This is a genomic window from Pseudomonas sp. HMWF021 (assembly GCF_003061005.1).
In the GTDB taxonomy this organism is placed as follows: Bacteria; Pseudomonadota; Gammaproteobacteria; order Pseudomonadales; family Pseudomonadaceae; genus Aquipseudomonas.
In genome coordinates this window covers 7,282-26,502 of the sequence record NZ_QAIK01000117.1, presented here as the reverse complement: position 1 = coordinate 26,502, position 19,221 = coordinate 7,282, and the positions used below count along the sequence as shown (strand labels likewise).

General features: G+C 57.2%; 18 protein-coding genes and 2 pseudogenes. 10 read left to right on the top strand and 10 right to left on the bottom strand.

Annotated elements, in window-relative coordinates:
- The 3 genes from DBR18_RS15540 to DBR18_RS15530 form a co-directional block, all read right to left on the bottom strand.
- Positions 1-746, bottom strand: a 746-nt coding sequence (locus tag DBR18_RS15540; RefSeq protein WP_108591017.1) for an alpha/beta fold hydrolase, incomplete at its 3' end; no start/stop codon positions are given.
- A 295-nt stretch (positions 747-1,041) separates the two neighbouring features.
- Positions 1,042-2,085, bottom strand: coding sequence for an LLM class flavin-dependent oxidoreductase (locus DBR18_RS15535; RefSeq protein WP_108590962.1), 1,044 nt, complete (start codon positions 2,083-2,085; stop codon positions 1,042-1,044).
- A 149-nt stretch (positions 2,086-2,234) separates the two neighbouring features.
- Positions 2,235-2,720 carry a flavin reductase family protein gene (locus DBR18_RS15530; protein WP_108590961.1) on the bottom strand — a complete coding sequence of 162 codons (486 nt, stop codon included), beginning with the start codon at positions 2,718-2,720 and terminating at the stop codon, positions 2,235-2,237.
- Between the two features lie 325 nt (positions 2,721-3,045).
- Between DBR18_RS15530 and DBR18_RS15525 the strand changes: the two genes are divergently transcribed.
- On the top strand, positions 3,046-4,467 hold the full coding sequence (locus DBR18_RS15525) for a cytosine permease (RefSeq protein WP_108590960.1): 1,422 nt from the start codon (positions 3,046-3,048) through the stop codon (positions 4,465-4,467).
- Positions 4,468-4,761: 294 nt separating this feature from the next.
- A complete protein-coding gene (locus DBR18_RS15515; RefSeq protein WP_108590958.1) occupies positions 4,762-5,862 on the top strand; it encodes a polyamine ABC transporter substrate-binding protein in 1,101 nt (366 codons plus the stop codon).
- Positions 5,863-5,954: 92 nt separating this feature from the next.
- On the opposite strand, the pseudogene DBR18_RS15510 reads toward DBR18_RS15515, so the two are convergent.
- From DBR18_RS15510 to DBR18_RS15500, 4 genes and pseudogenes are all read right to left on the bottom strand, one after another.
- A pseudogene (locus DBR18_RS15510) lies at positions 5,955-6,330 on the bottom strand (hypothetical protein); the annotation flags it as partial.
- A gap of 27 nt (positions 6,331-6,357) precedes the next feature.
- Entirely contained in the window at positions 6,358-6,828 is a 471-nt protein-coding gene (locus tag DBR18_RS15505; RefSeq protein WP_108590957.1) for a hypothetical protein, read from the bottom strand.
- Positions 6,829-7,061: 233 nt separating this feature from the next.
- Positions 7,062-7,196 (bottom strand): annotated as a pseudogene (locus DBR18_RS30310) (hypothetical protein); the annotation flags it as partial.
- Positions 7,197-7,299: 103 nt separating this feature from the next.
- A complete protein-coding gene (locus DBR18_RS15500; protein ID WP_108590956.1) occupies positions 7,300-8,277 on the bottom strand; it encodes a TerC family protein in 978 nt (325 codons plus the stop codon).
- Between the two features lie 191 nt (positions 8,278-8,468).
- Here DBR18_RS15500 and DBR18_RS15495 point away from each other — a divergent pair, with 191 nt between their 5' ends.
- Positions 8,469-9,413, top strand: a complete 945-nt coding sequence (locus tag DBR18_RS15495) for a Dyp-type peroxidase (protein ID WP_108590955.1) — start codon at positions 8,469-8,471, stop codon at positions 9,411-9,413.
- Between the two features lie 48 nt (positions 9,414-9,461).
- Here the strand turns inward: DBR18_RS15495 and DBR18_RS15490 are convergent, their stop codons facing one another.
- Positions 9,462-11,174 carry an amidase gene (locus tag DBR18_RS15490; RefSeq protein ID WP_108590954.1) on the bottom strand — a complete coding sequence of 571 codons (1,713 nt, stop codon included), beginning with the start codon at positions 11,172-11,174 and terminating at the stop codon, positions 9,462-9,464.
- 117 nt (positions 11,175-11,291) lie between these two features.
- Positions 11,292-12,080, bottom strand: a complete 789-nt coding sequence (locus DBR18_RS15485; RefSeq protein WP_108591016.1) for a helix-turn-helix domain-containing protein — start codon at positions 12,078-12,080, stop codon at positions 11,292-11,294.
- Between the two features lie 85 nt (positions 12,081-12,165).
- On the opposite strand from DBR18_RS15485, the gene DBR18_RS15480 reads away from it, so the two are divergent.
- The 7 genes from DBR18_RS15480 to DBR18_RS15450 all read left to right on the top strand — a co-directional run bounded on the left by DBR18_RS15480 (position 12,166) and on the right by DBR18_RS15450 (position 17,494).
- Positions 12,166-13,164 (top strand): bile acid:sodium symporter family protein, encoded by a 999-nt coding sequence (locus DBR18_RS15480; RefSeq protein ID WP_108590953.1) that lies wholly within the window; start codon positions 12,166-12,168, stop codon positions 13,162-13,164.
- A gap of 110 nt (positions 13,165-13,274) precedes the next feature.
- Entirely contained in the window at positions 13,275-13,685 is a 411-nt protein-coding gene (locus DBR18_RS15475; protein ID WP_108590952.1) for a DUF1801 domain-containing protein, read from the top strand.
- A 434-nt stretch (positions 13,686-14,119) separates the two neighbouring features.
- Positions 14,120-15,454 (top strand): saccharopine dehydrogenase C-terminal domain-containing protein, encoded by a 1,335-nt coding sequence (locus DBR18_RS15470; RefSeq protein WP_108590951.1) that lies wholly within the window; start codon positions 14,120-14,122, stop codon positions 15,452-15,454.
- 51 nt (positions 15,455-15,505) lie between these two features.
- Complete coding sequence (locus tag DBR18_RS15465; RefSeq protein WP_256588724.1) at positions 15,506-16,216, top strand: hypothetical protein; 711 nt, start codon at positions 15,506-15,508, stop codon at positions 16,214-16,216.
- A gap of 28 nt (positions 16,217-16,244) precedes the next feature.
- Positions 16,245-16,952: a hypothetical protein gene (locus tag DBR18_RS15460; protein WP_256588723.1), complete on the top strand. Its 708-nt coding sequence runs from the start codon at positions 16,245-16,247 to the stop codon at positions 16,950-16,952.
- Between the two features lie 20 nt (positions 16,953-16,972).
- Positions 16,973-17,311, top strand: a complete 339-nt coding sequence (locus tag DBR18_RS15455; protein ID WP_108591014.1) for a hypothetical protein — start codon at positions 16,973-16,975, stop codon at positions 17,309-17,311.
- 18 nt (positions 17,312-17,329) lie between these two features.
- Positions 17,330-17,494, top strand: a complete 165-nt coding sequence (locus tag DBR18_RS15450; RefSeq protein WP_108590949.1) for a rubredoxin — start codon at positions 17,330-17,332, stop codon at positions 17,492-17,494.
- 68 nt (positions 17,495-17,562) lie between these two features.
- Here DBR18_RS15450 and proP read toward each other — a convergent pair whose 3' ends face one another.
- A complete protein-coding gene (gene proP, locus DBR18_RS15445; RefSeq protein WP_108590948.1) occupies positions 17,563-19,065 on the bottom strand; it encodes a glycine betaine/L-proline transporter ProP in 1,503 nt (500 codons plus the stop codon).
- Positions 19,066-19,221 lie beyond the last annotated feature (156 nt).

Genomic DNA, 19,221 nt, shown 5'->3' with positions numbered 1-19,221 from the left:
CCGGCGTAGACTTTCAGCTCGGCGCCCTTGATCAGGGCGGCGGCCTGCTTGCCGGTGGTTTCGAACGGCACGATCTGATCGCCGTCGCCATGGATCACCAGGGTCGGTACGTCGATCTTCGCCATGTCCGGGCGGAAGTCGGTTTCGGAGAACGCGGTGACGCAATCCACGGTGCCTTTGATTGAAGCGAGCAGGGCGATGTTCAGGGTTTGCGTCAGCACGCCATCGGAGACGGTCTGGCCCTGATTGGTGCCGTAGAACGGTGCGGCGAAATCGGCGATGAACTGCGCGCGATCCTTGAGCAGGCCAGCCTTGATCCCGTCGAACACTGAGGTGTCGACGCCTTGCGGATAGTCGGCTTTCTTGCCGAACAGCGGCGTCACCGCGCCCAGCAACACCAGCCCGGCAACCCGCTCGTTGCCGTGACGGGCGATGTAACGGCTGACATCACCGCCGCCCATGGAGAAGCCCACCAGCGTCACCTCGCGCAGGTCGAGGTGCTGGATCAGTTGCGCGATGTCATCGGCAAAGGTGTCGTAGTCGTAGCCGTTCCACGGTTGATCGGAGCGCCCGAAACCACGGCGGTCGAAGGCAATCGTGCGGTAGCCGCGACTGCTCAGGTACTCCATCTGGTATTCCCACATGTCGGCATCCAGCGGCCAGCCGTGGCTGAACAGCACGGGCTTGCCGCTGCCCCAGTCCTTGAAATAGATCTTTGTGCCGTCATCGGTGGTGAATGTGCTCATGGAAACTCCTTGCTTGAGTGGGCGTTCGGGAGGGGGGTGAAAGCAGGATTCACTATCCGCGCAATCGAATGCGGCCACTTGTATGCAAGTGCTGCGCTGTCGCCGTGGTAATGGTTGACGTGCAGTCGTAACAGTCGATCAGAATGCTCGAACACGGCTGGCGGCAGATGGTCGCGTGCCGGCAGCAAGCGAGGTGGCGAGCAAACCGCGCCTTGTACATTGATTGAAGGTCTGAACGCAAACGCCCCGACACATTGTCGGGGCGTTTGCAGTTCGGTTTCAGCCAGCACAGGTCTTAGCGAAATGCGGGCACCACATGTTTGATGAACAACTCAAGCGACTTCTTCTTCTGCGCATGCGGCAGACTGTTGTCACACCAGAAACTGAATTCGTCCACCCCCAGTTCCTGGTAGTACTTGATGCGTGGAATGATCTCTTCCGGTGTGCCGATCATCGCGGTCTTGTGCAGGCTCTCCAGCTCAAACTCCGGACGCCCGGCAAACTTTTCTTCCGGGCTCGGGGCGAGGAAACCGTTGACCGGCACTTCCTTGTTGCCGAACCACGCATCGAAGGTGCGGTAGAAGCGTGAGATTGCCTTGGCGCCGACTTTCCAGCCGTCCGGGTCGTCAGCCGAGTGCACGTGGGTGTGGCGCAGCACCATCAGTTGCGGGCGCGGAACGCCGGGGTTGTTGTCCAGTGCGGTCTGGAATTTGTTTTTCAGGTCGACGACTTCTTCGTCGCCTTTCATCAGCGGGGTGACCATCACGTTGCAACCGTTGGCCACGGCGAAATTGTGCGAATCCGGGTCGCGAGCGGCGATCCACATCGGTGGGTTCGGCTTCTGGATCGGTTTCGGCACGCTGGTCGAGGTCGGGAATTTCCAGATGTCGCCATCGTGGGCGTAGTCGCCTTGCCACAGGGCGCGGACCACCGGGACCATTTCCCGCAGGGCCTGGCCGCCGCTGGAGGCGGGCATGCCGCCGGCCATACGGTCGAATTCGACCTGATAGGCGCCGCGCGCCAGGCCGACTTCCATGCGCCCGTTGCTGATCACGTCGAGCAGGGCGCATTCACCGGCGACCCGCAGCGGGTGCCAGAACGGCGCGATGATGGTGCCGGCGCCCAGGTGAATGGTGGTGGTTTTGGCGGCGAGGTAGGCCAGCAGCGGCATCGGGCTTGGCGAGATGGTGTATTCCATCGCGTGGTGTTCGCCGATCCACACGGTGCTGAAGCCACCGGCCTCGGCCATCAGGGTCAGTTCGGTCAGGTCTTCGAACAGTTGACGGTGGCTGACGCTTTCGTCCCAGCGTTCCATGTGGATGAACAGGGAAAATTTCATGACGCTTCCTCGGATCTTTTATTGTTGAGGCTACTTGTGGGAGCGGGCTTGCTCGCGAAAAGCGGTGTAACAGCCAGCATCTATGGCGACTGACAAGACGCCTTCGCGAGCAAGCTCGCTCCCACAGTTGATTTGTGTAGGGCTGACGATCAGGCCAGAACGGGCAGGGCGCCCATCTTGCCGTGGCAGTACACCAACGGCCCGCTGTTCTGCGCAGGCACAATCAGATTCTTCACCGCGCCGACCATGATCGCGTGGTCACCGCCTTCATATTCGCGCCACAACTCACACTCGATGATAGCCGTTGCGTTGGCCAGGATCGGGTTGCCCAACTCGCTCAGCGTCCATTCGATGCCCTGCGCCTTGTCCTTGCCTTTGCGGGCGAAAGCGTAAGCCTCGCTCTGCTGGCCGCCGGACAGAACGTGGATTGCGAAACGCTTGTTCTTGATCAGCACAGGGTAGGAGTCGGAGCTGTAGTTGGGGCAGAACAGCACCAGGGCCGGGTCCATCGACAGCGAGCTGAAGGCGCTGGCAGTGAGGCCAACGATCTGGCCATCATCGTCCAGCGTGGTGATGACAGTGACGCCGGACGGAAACGAGCCCATGACTTGTTTGTAGATGGCTGCATCGATCATTGGACGGTCCTCGGGTGTTGTGACGCGATTTTTATGTGTTTGTTGGTCTGATGGTATACCAGTATTTTTACTTTGCAAGGCCTTTTCTGCTGAACCGATAAACGTGGTTATTTCGTCGGAAACTCAGCGTTTATTGGGCTTTTCGGCTGGCCCGCAGGCCGCAGGATCAGGGAGGATGGCGCATCAGATAGCGCCGTAAACTGCGGATCAGTCTTGTGAAATGTTTGGAATACCATAATATGGTCTGCATCTGAGGGGCGACCAAAGAGTACCCCCGGTTTGGCTTCATACAAAGATAAGAACAGACAAACTCGAGTTCATGCATATGTCCCAGATGTCCCGGCAAGATCCGTTGATCGAGAATCACACGGTCGACTACGTCCCACTCGCGGAACGCCACGGGAAGGCCCGCGACCTTTTCACCTTATGGTTCAGCACCAACATTGCGCCACTGCCCATCGTCACCGGCGCGATGGTGGTTCAGGTGTTTCATCTCGACGTGCTTTGGGGGCTGCTGGCGATTGCGCTGGGGCACCTGATCGGCGGTGTGGTGATCGCGCTGGCGTCGGCGCAAGGTCCGCGCATGGGCATTCCGCAAATGGTCCAGAGTCGCGGTCAATTCGGGCGCTACGGCGCACTGTTGATCGTGTTCTTCGCGGCGCTGATCTACATCGGTTTTTTCATTTCCAACATCGTGCTTGCCGGTAAATCGATTGTCGGCATTGCGCCGTCGGTGCCGGCACCTTTGAGCATTCTGATTGGCGCGCTGGCGGCCACGGCGATTGGCGTGATCGGTTACAACTTCATTCACACACTGAACCGCATCGGCACCTGGGTGATGGGCAGCGCGCTGCTCGCCGGTTTCATCTACATCTTCGCCCATGACTTGCCGGCGGACTTCCTGACGCGCGGCAGCTTCAACCTGTCGGGCTGGCTGGCGACGGTGTCGCTGGGGATCATCTGGCAGATCAGCTTCTCGCCGTACGTGTCCGACTATTCGCGTTACTTGCCGGCTGATATCGGTATCGCCAAACCGTTCTGGGCCACTTACCTGGGCGCGACGCTGGGCACGATTCTGTCGTTCAGCTTCGGCGCCGTAGCGGTGCTGGCAACGCCCGAAGGCACCGAGGCGATGGTGGCGGTCAAGCAGTCCACCGGGTGGTTGGGGCCGATTCTGATGGTGCTGTTTTTGCTCAACATCATCAGCCACAACGCACTGAATCTGTACGGCGCGGTGCTGTCGATCATCACCTCGATCCAGACCTTCGCCAGCCAGTGGACGCCAAGCATCAAGGTGCGCGTGGTGTTGTCGAGCGTGGTGCTGGCGGCTTGCTGCTTGGTGGCGCTCGGTGCTTCGGCGGATTTCATTTCGCAGTTCATCGGGCTGATTCTGGCGTTGCTGCTGGTGCTGGTGCCGTGGGCGTCGATCAACCTGATCGACTTCTATCTGATCAAGCGCGGCAGCTATGACATCAGCTCGATTTTCCGCGCGGATGGCGGTATTTACGGGCGCTTCAATCTGCACGCGATCATTGCCTACTTCATCGGCATCATCGTGCAGTTGCCGTTCGCCAATACCTCGCTGTACGTCGGGCCGTACGCCAATCTGGTGGACGGTGCGGATCTGTCGTGGCTGTTTGGCCTGGTGGTGACAGTGCCGCTGTATTACTGCCTCGCCACACGCGGGCAGATGCAGAAGCAACGTGGCGAGGGGATTTATCCCCGATCGGCTGCGAAGCAGTCGTGACATCAGCGAGTGCGGTCCTCCTTTAGAAAAAGGGGGCCGCTTCGCGACCCGTCGGGGATAAATCCCCTCACTACAGATGATCTCTTCTCAGCCTCCGCATTGCGGTGGTCATTCAAATTGGCCATTTCGATCCCCTTTTGGCCCATCCCCCACTGTGCCGCGACCACGCTGTCGGCAAGAATCGAAACCACAACGAAACGCTGGATCTTCCTTGCCCTTGGCTACCTTTACAGCCACTGCCGTGTACAGAACATAAAAACCATCGATCTCACGTCGCATTCTGGGGAAACAACCATGGTCACGATGAAACGCATTCTGGGTGCCACCGTGTGTGGGCTGACGCTGCTGGCCAGCGCGGTACACGCCGAGCAGCGCGAGCTGCGGGTTTATAACTGGGCGGATTACATCCTGCCGTCGGTGCCCAAGGATTTCGCCGCGAAAACCGGTATCAAAGTGACCTGGGACACCTTCGACACCAATGAATCGCTGGAAGCCAAGTTGCTCACCGGCAACTCCGGCTACGACCTGGTGGTGCCGTCGAACCAGTTCATCGATACCCAGATCAAGGCCGGCGTGTTCCAGAAACTCGACAAGTCGAAACTGCCGAACTGGAGTCACCAGGATCCGGCGCTGCTCAAGTTGCTCGACGCCAACGACCCGGGCAACCAGTACGGCGTGCCCTACATGTATGGCACCGTGCTGATCGGCTTCAACCCGGCCAAGGTCAAGGCCGCATTGGGCGACAATGCGCCGGTGGACAGTTGGGATCTGGTGTTCAAGCCCGAGAACATGGAGAAACTCAAATCCTGCGGCGTGGCGATGCTTGATTCGCCGTCGGAGATTCTGCCGCTGGCCCTGCATTACCTCGGCCTCGATCCGAACAGCCAGAACCCGGCCGACTATGAAAAAGCCAAGGACCTGATGCTCAAGGTTCGCCCTTACGTGACTTACTTCAACTCGGCCAAGTACATGACCGACATCGCCAACGGCGACATCTGTGTGGCCATCGGTTATTCGGGCAGCTTCTATCAGTTCGGCAACCGTGCGAAAGAGGCGGGCAACGGTGTGGTGGTCGACTGGCGCCTGCCGAAGGAGGGCGCGCCGATCTGGTTCGACACGTTCGCCATTCCGAAGAGCGCGAAAAATGTCGAAGAGGCGCATGAGTTCCTCAACAACTTGCTCGATCCAAAGGTCATTGCGCCGATCAGCGATTTCCTCGGCTATCCGAACGTGAACAAGGACTCGATGTCGCTGGTGAACAAAGACATCACCGGCAACCCGAACCTGACGCCAACGCCTGAAGCCCTGAAAACCCTCTACGTGGTCCAGCCACTACCGCAAAAACTCGAACGCGTACGCACCCGCGTCTGGACCAGCATCAAGTCCGACAAGTAACCAAACCCCCCTGTAGGAGCTGCCGCAGGCTGCGATCTTTTGACTTTTCTTCCTGAAAAACAAGATCAAAAGATCGCAGCCTGCGGCAGCTCCTACAGGGATTGGGTTTGGTCTTCCTTGCGGGTGATGAGCAGGCTCAACACCAGCGACCCCAGAATCACCCCGCCCACCACCGCCAGCGACCACTCCACCAGCATGTGAAACCACGGCATCAGCGTCATCTTGCCGCCGATAAACACCAGCACAATCGCCAGTCCGTACTTGAGCAAATGAAAGCGGTCAGCCATGTCCGCGAGCAGAAAATACAGCGCGCAGACCCATGATCGCGAAGATGTTCGAGGTAAAGATGATGAACGGGTCGGTGGTGACGGCGAAGATTGCCGGGATGCTGTCAACTGCAAACATCAGGTCGCTGGCCTCGATCAGCACCAGCACCAGAAACATTGGCGTCGCCCAGCGCAGACCGTTCAGCTGCAATGCAATGGCGTAATTTTTTCAAAGATCACCGGTCGCCAGTAGAAATAAATTTCCATGTTTCACTTTGTTTGGTTTTCCTACTATATCAAACTCAAAAGTTGCGGCCACTGATCGATTTTCTTCATTTCGTTCGATGACGAGTTTACCTTTAGCGCCGGTATAAACAATTCCGTTTACAAGATAATGCACACTCACTGCACCGTCACCCCATGGCGCAAATTCGTACTTTCCATTGGCAATATTTCTGGGGGCAATAATAGCGAGCTGATAAAAAGCACTCCCTTGGTGATACCGTCCAATAATACTGACTGTTTCCGATGTGAAAGATTGATAGAAATACTGGTTTGGTTTGAATTCTGGAATCTCTGGCATTGGCGGGGAGATTGCAAATTTGTAGTGTTCTTTCTCGGTAATATCGCCTTTGCCGGCGAGTGCCGGCTTAAGTTGGTTATTGAGGCCGAGCTCTTTAAGTTGAGTATCATTGTGCATGGTCGGAGTTCCTTGAGCTGTTAGTTAGCAGTCCTGAAAATGGGCTGAATAGGTGGCCCATTGATCAATGACGTTACTCGTGAGCCTATTCAAGCGCTACTGTCAGAACTATCAGTTGTCAGAACTCTCTGTATGTGCCTACTGGCCTGCGATGGTACGGGAATTAGCGACCGGTCATCCCGTAGGCCATAAGCGGACTGAAGCAATGCATACTTCAGTCCGCTATGTATTGTTTAATTTCCGGGCACAAGTGCAGGCGTGCGCGGTGGCACCTGGCGTTTCGAACCAGTGGACTCGAATGCCGCTGCCAGACGCAACAGTGTCGAGTCATCGTATGCCCGGCCAGCAAAGGTCAGGCCGACCGGCATGACAAGTAACCACCCCCCCCCCTGTAGGAGCTGCCGCAGGCTGCGATCTTTTGACTTTGTTTCCTGAAAAACAAGATCAAAAGATCGCAGCCTGCGGCAGCTCCTACAGGGATTGGGTTTGGTCTTCCTTGCGGGTGATGAGCAGGCTCAACACCACCGACCCCAGAATTACCCCGCCCACCACCGCCAGCGACCACTCCACCGGCATGTGAAACCACGGCATCAGCGTCATCTTGCCGCCGATGAACACCAGCACAATCGCCAGTCCGTACTTGAGCAAATGAAAACGGTCAGCCATGTCCGCCAGCAGAAAATACAGCGCGCGCAGACCCATGATCGCGAAGATGTTCGAGGTAAAGATGATGAACGGGTCGGTGGTGACGGCGAAGATCGCCGGGATACTGTCAACCGCAAACATCAGGTCGCTGGCTTCGATCAGCACCAGCACCAGAAACATCGGCGTCGCCCAGCGCACACCGTTCAGCCGCACGAAAAAACGTTCATCATGAAAACCGCTGGTAACCCGCAAATGCCCGCGCACCCAGCGCAGCAATGGGTTGTTGTCCAGGTCCGGTTGCTGCTCGGCGAACATCAGCATCTTGATTCCGGTGATGATCAGAAACACCCCGAAGGCATACAGCAGCCACTCGAATTGCGACACCAGCCACACGCCGGCGAAAATCATCGCCGCGCGCATCACGATGGCTCCGAGCACGCCATACAGCAGCACCCGACGCTGCAATGGCGGCGGCACGGCGAAATAGCTGAAGATCATGACGAAGACGAACATGTTGTCGATCGAGAGCGACTGCTCGATCAGGTAGCCGGTGAGAAATTCCAGGGTCTTGCGCCGGGCGATGTCTGCTCCGAAGGTGTCATGCAGATACCACCAGAGCAGCGCGGCAAAGGAGAGTGCCAGCAGGCACCAGGCAATGACCCAGGACAGCGCTTCGCGCACCGAGACTCGATGGGCCTTGCGCCCGCCGAAGACAAACAGGTCCAATGCCAGCATGGCGAGAACGAAGACGATGAAGGCGCCCCACATCCAGGGTTCACCGATATTGATGTTCGTGGCTGGCATGGCGCGCTCCCTGCTTTTGTTGAAATAGGGTCAGAAGCGGTCATGCTATAGACGCGCCTGCAGCGAAGAAAAATCGTTTATTCCTCGGGTCAGGTTCGAAAAAAACGAAGTGTCGGGTCAATGGCGATCCGATCTTCCTCAATGACTGTGTTTCGCCCGTGCGGAACCACTACGGAGCTTCATTTACAGCGATGACTATCGACACTCCCGATCCTCAAGCGGTATGCAGCCCAATCACCAGCAGCGCAATTTTCATCGTTGCAACGCTCAATGCCGGCACCGACGCTGAAGCCAGAGTGAAAGGCTGGTGCGGCGACCTGGCAGGGCTGGTTCGCTCGGTTGGCAAGCGGGTTCCGGCGGGGAATCTGTCCTGTATCTGCGGCTTCTCCTCCAGCGCCTGGGATCGACTTTTCGGCAGTCCTCGACCTGCCTCGCTGCATCCTTTCCGTGAATTTGGTGGAGCAGGGCGCCACGCGCCGGCGACGCCGGGCGATCTTCTGCTGCACATTCGTGCGGATCAGATGGATCTGTGTTTCGAGCTGGCCACGCAAATCATGATCGCGCTGGGCGATGCCGTCACGGTGGTCGACGAGGTACAGGGATTCCGCTATTTCGATATGCGCAGCATCATCGGTTTTGTCGATGGCACGGAAAACCCGGTCGGGCGCAAGGCCGTCAACTTCACCATTGTCGGGGATGAAGACCCTGATTTCAGTGGAGGCAGTTACGTGCTGGTGCAAAAGTACCTGCACAACATGAACGCGTGGAATGAATTGAGCGTTGAAGCGCAGGAGCGGGTCATCGGTCGCAAGAAGCTTTCCGACATCGAGCTGGATGAGACGGTAAAGCCAAGCAACTCCCACAGTGCGCTGACGACGATCACCACGGCGCAGGGTGAGGAAGTGAAAATCCTGCGCGACAACATGCCGTTCGGCCGACCGGGGGCAGGGGAGTTTGGTACGTTTTTTATCGGCTACGCGCGCTCTGCCGAGCCGATGGAGCAGATGCTGGAAAACATGTTCGTCGGCAAGCCGCCAGGCAATTACGATCGCCTGCTGGATTTCAGCACGGCGGTTACCGGCGGTTTGTTCTTCGTACCTTCTGCGGATCTGCTGGAAGAGTTGGCGGATCGGTAGCAAAAACGCGGGCGGGACATCGAATGTCTCGCCCGCGTTTTTTTGCAGCTACTTGCCAGCCGCCAGAGGTGGCGTGCGCGGTGGCACCAGGCGTTTCGAACCGGTGGACTCGAATGCCGCTGCCAGACGCAACAGTGTCGAGTCATCGTATGCCCGGCCGGCAAAGGTCAGGCCGACCGGCATGCCGATGTCTGCCATTACGCCCATCGGCACGGTGACGGTGGGAACGCCGAGGTGGCGAATGGCGAGATTTCCGTTGGCAACCCAGACACCGTTACTCCAGGCGATGTCTGCCGATTCCGGATTAACATCGGCATCTGCAGGGCCGACATCAGCCACCGTCGGGAACAGAACCGCGTCGAGTTTCAGCTCATCCATCCAGTCTTCAAGGTCGATCTTGCGGGTTTTTTCCAGGCCACGCAGACCGTCCGGCAGCGTCGGAATCTGATCCCATGCAGTGATACCGCGTTCGGCCATGCGCACGTATTCGCCCATGCCTGCGGCCAGATCGCCCTCGCGATTGGGCAGTGTGCCCGGATCGTGCGGGAAGATTTTCGGCCCATCGACATCCGCCAGGCGATTGAGCTTCGGATCACCGTTGGCGCGCAGGAAGTCATCGAACGCCCAGGCCGACAAGTCCCACAGTTCGTGGTGCAGAAATTCCCTGGAAACGATGCCGCGATTGAAGACGGTCGGCGCGCCCGGACGGTCGCCTTCGCAGTTGGAGACAAGCGGAAATTCGACTTCGATGACTTCTGCACCCGCCGCTTCCAGTGCAGCGCGAGCCTGTTTCCACAGGGTGATCACCGAGGGGCGGGTGTTGATGCGTTGCCCGGTCGGGCCGCCAATACCCGGCTCGGCACTGGTGCCGGCGTCCGGATCGGCGTTGATGAACATCTTTGGCACGCCCAGGCGTTTGCCGGCCAGCGCATCAGACTTCACCGCCAGCTCGGCATAGGCAGCGGGGCGCACGGACGCGACGCTGGGGATCGGCACCCAGGGCTGCAGGCGCCACAGGTCGCCCCGCGTCTCGGTGTCTTCGGCCACCACGACATCAAGCACTTCGAGCAGATCGGCCATGGTTCGCGCGTACGGTACAACCACGTCCATGGTCGGGGTCAACGGCCAGTTGCCGCGTACCGAGATCACCCCGCGTGATGGCGTGTAGGCGCACAGCCCGTTGTTCGATGCCGGGCCGCGACCACTCGACCAGGTTTCTTCGGCCAGGCCGAACGCGGAAAAACTGGCGGCGGTGGCAGTGCCGGCGCCGTTGGAGGAGCCGGACGCGAAAGGTGCCGTCAGGTAGTCAGCGTTGTACGGGCTTTCGGCCCGACCATACACCCCGCGTTGCATGCCGCCATTGGCCATCGGCGGCATGTTGGTCTTGCCCAGGCAGATCGCCCCGCCGGCGCGCAGACGTTCGATGGTGAATGCATCGCGCTGGGCCACGAGGTCGGCAAACGCCGGGCTGCCGGACGCGGCGGTCAGCCCCTTGACCAGGTAGCTGTCCTTGGCGGTGTAGGGGATGCCATCGAGCGGGCCGAGGGTCTGGCCCTTGGCGCGACGGGCGTCGGAGGCTTCGGCTTCTTTGAGCGCCTCGGGATTGCGCACGACGACGGCATTGAGCCGTGTGCCGGTATTCGGGCCGTCGTAGGCGTCGATCCGCGCCAGATAGGCCTTGACCAGTTCGACTGCCGTGGTTCGACCGGATTCGAGCGCCGAGCGCAGTTGGGCAATGGAGACTTCAGTGACTTCGATCATGCGGTTTCCACCGGATAAAGGTTGTTCATGATAGTGAGCTGTAAAAAATCCTGATGACCAGACTCTACCGCGAAGTGTGCCCAAAGGCTCGCGCAAATTCGATATTTATCGAGTTATTCAGCGGAAAAATTCTCCTGGGGTCTCTCCGAACTGCTGCCTGAAGGCTGCGATGAAGGCCGAAGTCGAGTCGTAGCCACACGCCAATGCCACGTCCGTGACGCGTTCGCCTTGTTCCAGCGGGGTCAGTGCGCCCAACAGACGCAAGCGCTGGCGCCAGGCGCGGAACGTCAGGCCGGTATCGCGTAAAAACAGGCGGCTGAGGGTTTTTTCGGTGACACCAAACTGGTCGCTCCAGTGCTGCAGGGTGGTCTGCTGTTCCGGATGTTGCTCCAGGCTCTGGTAGATCTGTTTCAGGCGCGGGTCCTGAGGCAGCGGCAACATCAGGTCGATCGGCGGCGTCTGGGCCAGTTCATCGAGAATCACCTGCGCAAGCCGTCCGTGCGGGCCGTCGAGATCATATTCCACCGGCACCTGGCTGAAGGCGCGGATCAACTCGCGCAGCAGGTTGCTGACGCCCAGTACATGACAACGTTCGACCGCCCATGGCGCGACACGGCAGTCTATATAGAGGCTGCGCATCTCGGTGTGCGGCGAACTGAACACCCGGTGCGGCATCCCCGCCGGAATCCATACGGCACGCTCCGGTGGCGCGACAAAACGTCCGGCGCCGGTCTGCACTTCCAGCACGCCCTGAATCGCGTATGACAATTGCACCCACGGATGGCTGTGGCGCCGGGTCAAAGCGCGATTGGGCAAGGATTCGGTGCGTCCATACAGCGGTCGCGGCAGGCTGGGCAGCCCGGGAATACTGCGTCGCACGCTTTTGTCATGTCCTTTAGGCGGCATCTGCTGGCTCATCGGCGTTAGTCGGTCATTGCCAACCACGTTAGAGTCGCATTCACGTACTGGCAACCCCCGGATGAGCAAACCCATGACCCGCCCACGCTTCTTGCCCGACAACTTCACCCTGACGCTGGTTGGCGTCGTACTGCTGGCCAGTTTTCTGCCCGCCAGCGGTCAGGTCGCGGTCGGCTTCGGCTGGCTGACCAACATCGCAATCGCGCTGCTGTTCTTCCTGCACGGCGCCAAACTCTCCCGCGAGTCGATCATCGCCGGTGCCGGTCACTGGCGTTTGCACTTGCTGGTATTCGGCCTGACTTTCGTCCTCTTTCCGATCCTGGGCCTGGCGTTGAAACCGCTGCTATCGCCACTGATCGGCGACAAGCTGTACATGGGCATGCTGTACCTGTGCGCATTGCCGGCCACGGTGCAGTCGGCGATTGCATTTACCTCGCTGGCTCGGGGCAATATTCCGGCGGCGATCTGCAGCGCGGCGGCGTCCAGTCTGTTCGGTATTTTCCTGACACCGCTGCTGGTGGCGCTGCTGCTGAACGTGCATGGCGAGGGCGGTTCGACGCTCGATGCGATCCTCAAGATCAGCGTGCAACTGCTGCTGCCGTTCATTGCCGGACAGATCGCCCGCCGTTGGATCGGGGCTTGGGTAGGTCGTAACAAGAACTGGCTGAAGCTCGTCGATCAGGGTTCGATTCTGCTGGTGGTCTATGGCGCCTTCAGCGAGGCGGTGAACGAAGGTATCTGGCATCAGATTCCGCTGGTCGATCTGCTGGGGCTGGTGGTTGTCTGCTGCATCCTGCTGGCGCTGGTGCTGCTGGCCTCGACGCTGCTTGGCAAGGCTTTCGGTTTCAGCCAGGAAGACCGCATCACCATTCTGTTCTGCGGCTCGAAGAAAAGCCTCGCCACTGGGGTGCCGATGGCGCAGGTGCTGTTCGCCGGCAGCACCATTGGCGTCCTGATTCTGCCGTTGATGCTGTTTCACCAGATCCAGTTGATGGTTTGTGCGGTGTTGGCGCAGCGCTATGCCAAGCGGCCGGAATCGGTGCCGGAGTTGATGGCCGGGGTTGATCCTTGAGAGGCCCGTCATTGCCCACTCGTTTACGCTGATCGAAACGCCCACGCCCTTGCGCTGATCGCCAGCTACGATTGATTCGGTCAGAACCATCAATCGAGGAGGGCGTCTTCATGAAAAAGGGTCAGGCCGTTCCCGAGCAGGCGTCGGCGAACGCTGCGTCGAACCAGATCGACCAGCGCATCAAGGAGCTGACCGATTGGCGTGGTGAAGTACTGGCGCGTATTCGGGCGATCATTCACAGGGCCGATCCCGAGGTGGTCGAAGAATGGAAGTGGCGCGGTGTCCCGGTGTGGTCCCATGCCGGGATCATTTGCACCGGGGAAACCTACAAAAGCGTCGTGAAAATGACCTTCGCCCACGGCGCCGCCCTCGACGATCCCGGCGGATTGTTCAATGCCAGCCTGGAAGGCAACACCCGACGGGCGATTGATGTGCATGAAGGCGACACGCTCGATGAGCGGGCGCTGCAGGCTTTGATTCAGGCTGCAATCAAACACAATCTGTCCCGCAGAACGAAGTGACCGCCATAAACTGTCATGAGCGAGACTAACTTGTTGATAATCAGGAAGTTGTAATTGATTTTTACCTGACTGGTTAATAGCAGTCGCTCTGGGATATCTGTTTCCCCAGCCTCATTGTTTCTGCAGGAAGTTGAAGCCCATTGCGCGGGCGCTTCGGAAACATTATGAAAAATAATTCCTTTCAGGGGTTGTCACCTGCCGCTTTGCTGATTAGGATCCAATCCTCTCAAGCGTCAATTGAGCTGAACAGGAGGTTCAGCATCACCGGGATAATATGGATATCAATTTCCCGCTCTTAAATGAACTTTCAAGTTAATCGCTCGAAGAAGCGAACGATCTCTTTTTCTTTGATTCAACGATCTGTCGCCTATTGGTTCAGATCTGCGAAATCGTGTCTCCATGGCTGGAGCGGACTGATGTAAGGGAATCTACGCATGAAAAAAATAAATAGAATCGTGATTGTCGGATTTGGCAGTATTGCGCAGGCGTTGATGCCGTTGCTGGCCGAGCGCTATAACGCCGATGTGGTTATATTCGATAAAGAAGTCGATGCAGCAAGAACTTGTATTGCTGACGAGTTTTCAGCCCGATTGATTAAACGAACCGTCACGGTGCATAACTATCGTGAAGTCATTGCACCGTATCTCGACGCACATACTTTCCTGCTCAATCTGGCGGTATCGGTATCCAGTGAGGCATTGATTGAACTGGCGCAGTCATTCGGGGCCCTGTACCTCGATACCTGCATAGAGCCTTGGGAATATGCTGAACAGGACGCTACCCTGACCAGTAACTTCTCACTGCGCGAAAGCCTCAAGTCATTTGCTGGAACCAAAGCACAAAATGACGCTACTGCTGTTGTTGCCCATGGCGCCAATCCGGGTTTCATTTCGATATTGCTGAAGAAAGCCATGGTGCAAATGGCCGCCCTCAATGACGTTGCATTTAACGGCAAGACTCATCAGGACTGGGCGTTGCTGGCACAGGCCCTGGGGATTCGGGTTATCCAGATCTCCGAACGCGACACTCAGATCAGCGAGACGCCGCGTTCCCAGGGGCATTTCATGTGTACCTGGTCCGTTGACGGCTTGATCACCGAGTGCCTGCAGCCGGCGGAGATGGGCTGGGGCAGTCATGAGTCCGAATTACCCAAGGGTGCGGTGCAGCAGCGTTATGCCGTGGCAATGAAGCAGTCCGGTCGCGAAGTCCGGGTGAAGAGCTGGTCTCCCAACTATCTGGATTTCCCCGGTTATTTGCTGACACATAACGAGTCGCTTTCTATTGCCGAGTACCTGACCGTTGGTGAGCCGTCCAATCCTTCCTATCGTCCGACGGTTTACTACGCCTACCATCCATGTGATCAGGCCGTGGCGTCCATGTCTCTGCTCAGTTCAGGCGGTGAGGAAAATATTCTTTCAAAACAGGTTTTGAAAGACGATATCGTTTCCGGGATCGATGAACTTGGCGTGTTCCTGATCAGTGACCGCTACGACAGTTTCTGGATGGGATCGAATCTGTCGATCGGCAAGGCCCGAAAGATGGCCAAACACAACAGCGCCACCAGCCTGCAGGTTGTTTCAAGCATCGTTGCCGGTATGGCCTGGGCACAAGCCAATCCGCAACAAGGCGTGCTGGAGAGCGAAAGCCTGGATTGGGAATTCGTCTACGGCATTGCCGAGCAATATTGGCAGCCAATCGTTTCCCAGCAGATCAAGTGGCGGCCAGACCCTGACGCAAGTGCCTTGTCGTTCAAGCATTTTCTGGTCTGACGGTTATTTAAACGATCTTGTTATTTCAAGGATGAATATATGTCGATGTCTATGGCACCGGTCGTGCGCACCACTCCGGGCGCGTCAGCGGTTCTTTCAGGGTTTGTTTTTCCAGCGATTGAGCTGACGGACTCGGACCGTCAGGAATGGAAAGAGATTTTCTTTGATTCGGTGATCACCGAGTACGATGCCAGGCGCTTGTACTGGCATCTGGAGTCCAGTTACCCGGATGTATTCAATCTTTTACAGGATGTGCTGAATCCATGGCTCAAGGATGAAATCGACCATGCGTACGGTTTCGCCCTGATTTACGCGTCGTACACGCAGATCCCGTTTGACGAAGTCTCCCTCAGTGTCGAGTTGCGCAAACCCGATTTCAGTGTGATCGAATCGATTGCGGCCGATCCGCTGAAGCTGCTGGTGACACTGGCTTACGACGAGATCATCACCACCCACGTTTATCACCGCAGCATTGAAAGCTATGACCGGTTTGATTCGCAGCAACTGTCGCAGTGGATACGCAAAACCAAGAAAGACGAAGTGACGCATTTCTTTGCGTTCGTGCAGAAAGCCAAGGCGCTGTTCCCTGAAAGGTTGCATGAGGTCCCGGCCATTCTGGATGAAATATTCGAGATCGATTTCGAGAAGGAGAGTTATACGGGAACGTTCGTTCTGGATCACAACGCCCCGGATTTTCCGTTAGCCAAACACGAAATCAGGAACCTGATTATTCCGGCGATCATAAAAAAATTCAGCGAATAATCGACTCGGAAGTACGGAGACATCGTTCATGGAAGCGGCATTTCTGAAGAAGCGCAATTGGAGTTCTCGAGCCATTTTCGAGGAAGTGGCGGGCAGCGGCTGGGTCAATCCGGGGATTGATACGTCGTTCAAAGAGTTTTTCATGGCCGATCTGGTGTCCGAATATGATTCGGTAAACCTGTACAACTTTCTGTATCCACGCCGGAAAGATTTTTCACCTTATTTTGTGCAATACCTCGACTTCTGGTACGCCGACGAGCGCAATCACGCTGATGGCTTTTTTGAACTCAATCGTTTGATTTTTGGAACTGGGGAAGTTGAACTTGTCGATACGCTGAAGAACCGCGTGGGGGATTTCACGGGGCTTGAAGACATATTATCCAGCGAGTTCAACCTGCTGTTGCTCTTCGCATACGACGAATATGTATCGGTAAAAACCTACAAAAAAGACACCTTTTATGAAGGTTTTGGTCATCCGGGATTCAATACCTGGATCAAGAACCTGATTGCCGATGAAGCCATTCATTTCGGCAACGCCGTGAAAATCCTGAAAACGTTTTATGCTGACAGGCTCGATCAGGCGGACAGTGTATTGAGGCGGATTGCAAGTCTGGAAGGGGAGGAATACAAGAACACGTTTCTCTTTGATCATGATGGGCCACACTTCTTGCTGGAAGAGGATGAAGTGGGCGGTGTGATCATTGAAGAAATTCTATCTATTCTGCGCAAGAGGTAGTTGTGAAAAAGGAATATTACATTGTCATCGCGCTTGTGCTCATGGTGTTTGGCGAGATCCTGACTATTTACAGTGAAGTCTATGCGTCCAAGTTGCCCGGCAAAGTCATGGAAACACCGGGCATGTTTCTCAAGCCGATGATTCTGATCTGCATCGCCGGCATCAGCCTCGTGCTCGCCTACTGGCTGGGTTATCAGGGCACGGGAAATATCTGGGTGGTCACCGTCGCTTCGTTGACGTTGCTCCTGGTTCTGGAGCCGATCGTCATTTACGCCATGCTTCGCGAATTGCCTGAGCGAGGTGCGCTGATCGGGTTTGTGCTGGGAGCGGCGGGTCTGATTTCAACCGTGGCACTTTAATCAAAGGGAGAGGGTTTCATGTCGGCGCAAGAACAACTGAAAACATGCATGGTCTGCGGTTATGAATATGACCCGGCCCTGGGTGACCCGGAAAACGGAATTGCCCCCGGTACACCTTGGGAAGATGTGCACGACGACTGGCTGTGCCCGGACTGCCAGATGCCCAAGACCGATTTCGAATAATCGGTGAAAGGTTGTCCCCTCCATTGGCGAGGGGACATGCTCGGCAGTCAGATACCCATGGGTCGAGTTCAGTTGATCCGTGGATGCTGTTGCACCAACTCTTTGCGTTTGGCTTCGAGTTCGGCAATTTCGGCATCGATGTCTTCGATTTTCTGCTCGATGTTGTCGTGGTGTTCCTTGAGCAGCTCTTTCGCCTCTTCGAGGTCGGACGCGGCCGGAGCGGCGCCCCGCAACGGCTTGTTGGCGGTTTCCTTCATGGTCACGCCGGTAATCAGACCGACGATGGCAATCACCATCAGGTAATACGCGGGCATGTACAGATTGTCGGTGCTTTCCACCAGCCAGGCCACGGCGGTTGGCGTCAGGCCGGCGATCAACACCGAGACGTTGAACGCGGCGGCCAGGGCGCTGTAGCGAATGTGCGTCGGGAACATCGCCGGCAGGGTCGATGCCATTACGCCGATGAAGAAGTTCAGCAACACGGCGAGGATCAACAGGCCGGAAAAGATCAGGCCGATCTTGCCGCTGTTGATCAACATGAACGCCGGGATCGCCAGCAGGAACAGACCGATGCTGCCGACCACGATAAACGGCTTGCGGCCGATCTTGTCGCTGATGAAACCAATCGCCGGTTGCACAAACAGCATGCCCACCATGATTGCGATGATGATCAGCACGCCACGGTTTTCGCTGTAGTGCAGGTTGTGCGACAGATAACTCGGCATGTAGGTCAGCAGCATGTAGTAAGTGACGTTGGTTACCGCCACCACGCCGATGCAGGTCATCAGGCTTCGCCAGTGTTTGGTTGCCACCTCTTTGAACGAAACCTTCGGTCCGCCGGCCAGGCCTTCGCGATCACCTTCTTCGAGTTTTTCGACGTGCTGTTGAAACGCCGGCGTTTCCTCCAGCGCATGACGCAGATAGAGGCCGATCATGCCCAGCGGCAGGGCAAGGAAGAACGGCAGACGCCAGCCCCATTCGAGGAATTTCTCCTCACCGATGATCGTCGAGATCAGCACCACCACACCGGCGCCGAGGACGAAACCGGCAATCGAGCCGAAGTCCAGCCAGCTACCAAGGAAACCGCGTTTGCGGTCGGGGGCATATTCGGCGACGAAGATCGAAGCGCCGGTGTACTCACCGCCAACCGAGAACCCCTGAGCCATTTTCGCCAGCAACAACAGGATCGGCGCCCAGATGCCAATCGATTCGTAGGAGGGGATCAAGCCGATGGCGAACGTGCTCAGCGACATGATCACGATGGTTGCGGCCAGCACTTTCTGCCGCCCGTACTTGTCGCCCAGCGCGCCGAAGAACAAACCGCCCAGCGGGCGAATCAGGAACGGCACCGAGAAAGTCGCCAGCGCAGCAATCATCTGCACACCGGGATCGGCGCCGGGAAAGAAGATCTTGCCCAGTGCGTAGGCGACGAAGCCGTACACCCCGAAGTCGAACCATTCCATGGCGTTGCCCAGTGCGGCGGCGGTGATCGCCTTGCGCATCTTGGCGTCGTCGACAATCGTGATGTCTTTCAATCCGATAGGATTGACCTTGTTTTTCCTTGATTTCATGCGGGTCACTCATAGCTGAACGGATTCGATGCCATTGTTTTGGTGGCATGGGTTCTTTCCGTCAGATACAAGAAGACACGAAATAATTCACTGCTCACGGCATTTTTGTCATGGCCGGGCAGACCCCCGGTGCATTTTTCGCCAATGCTCGTCCAG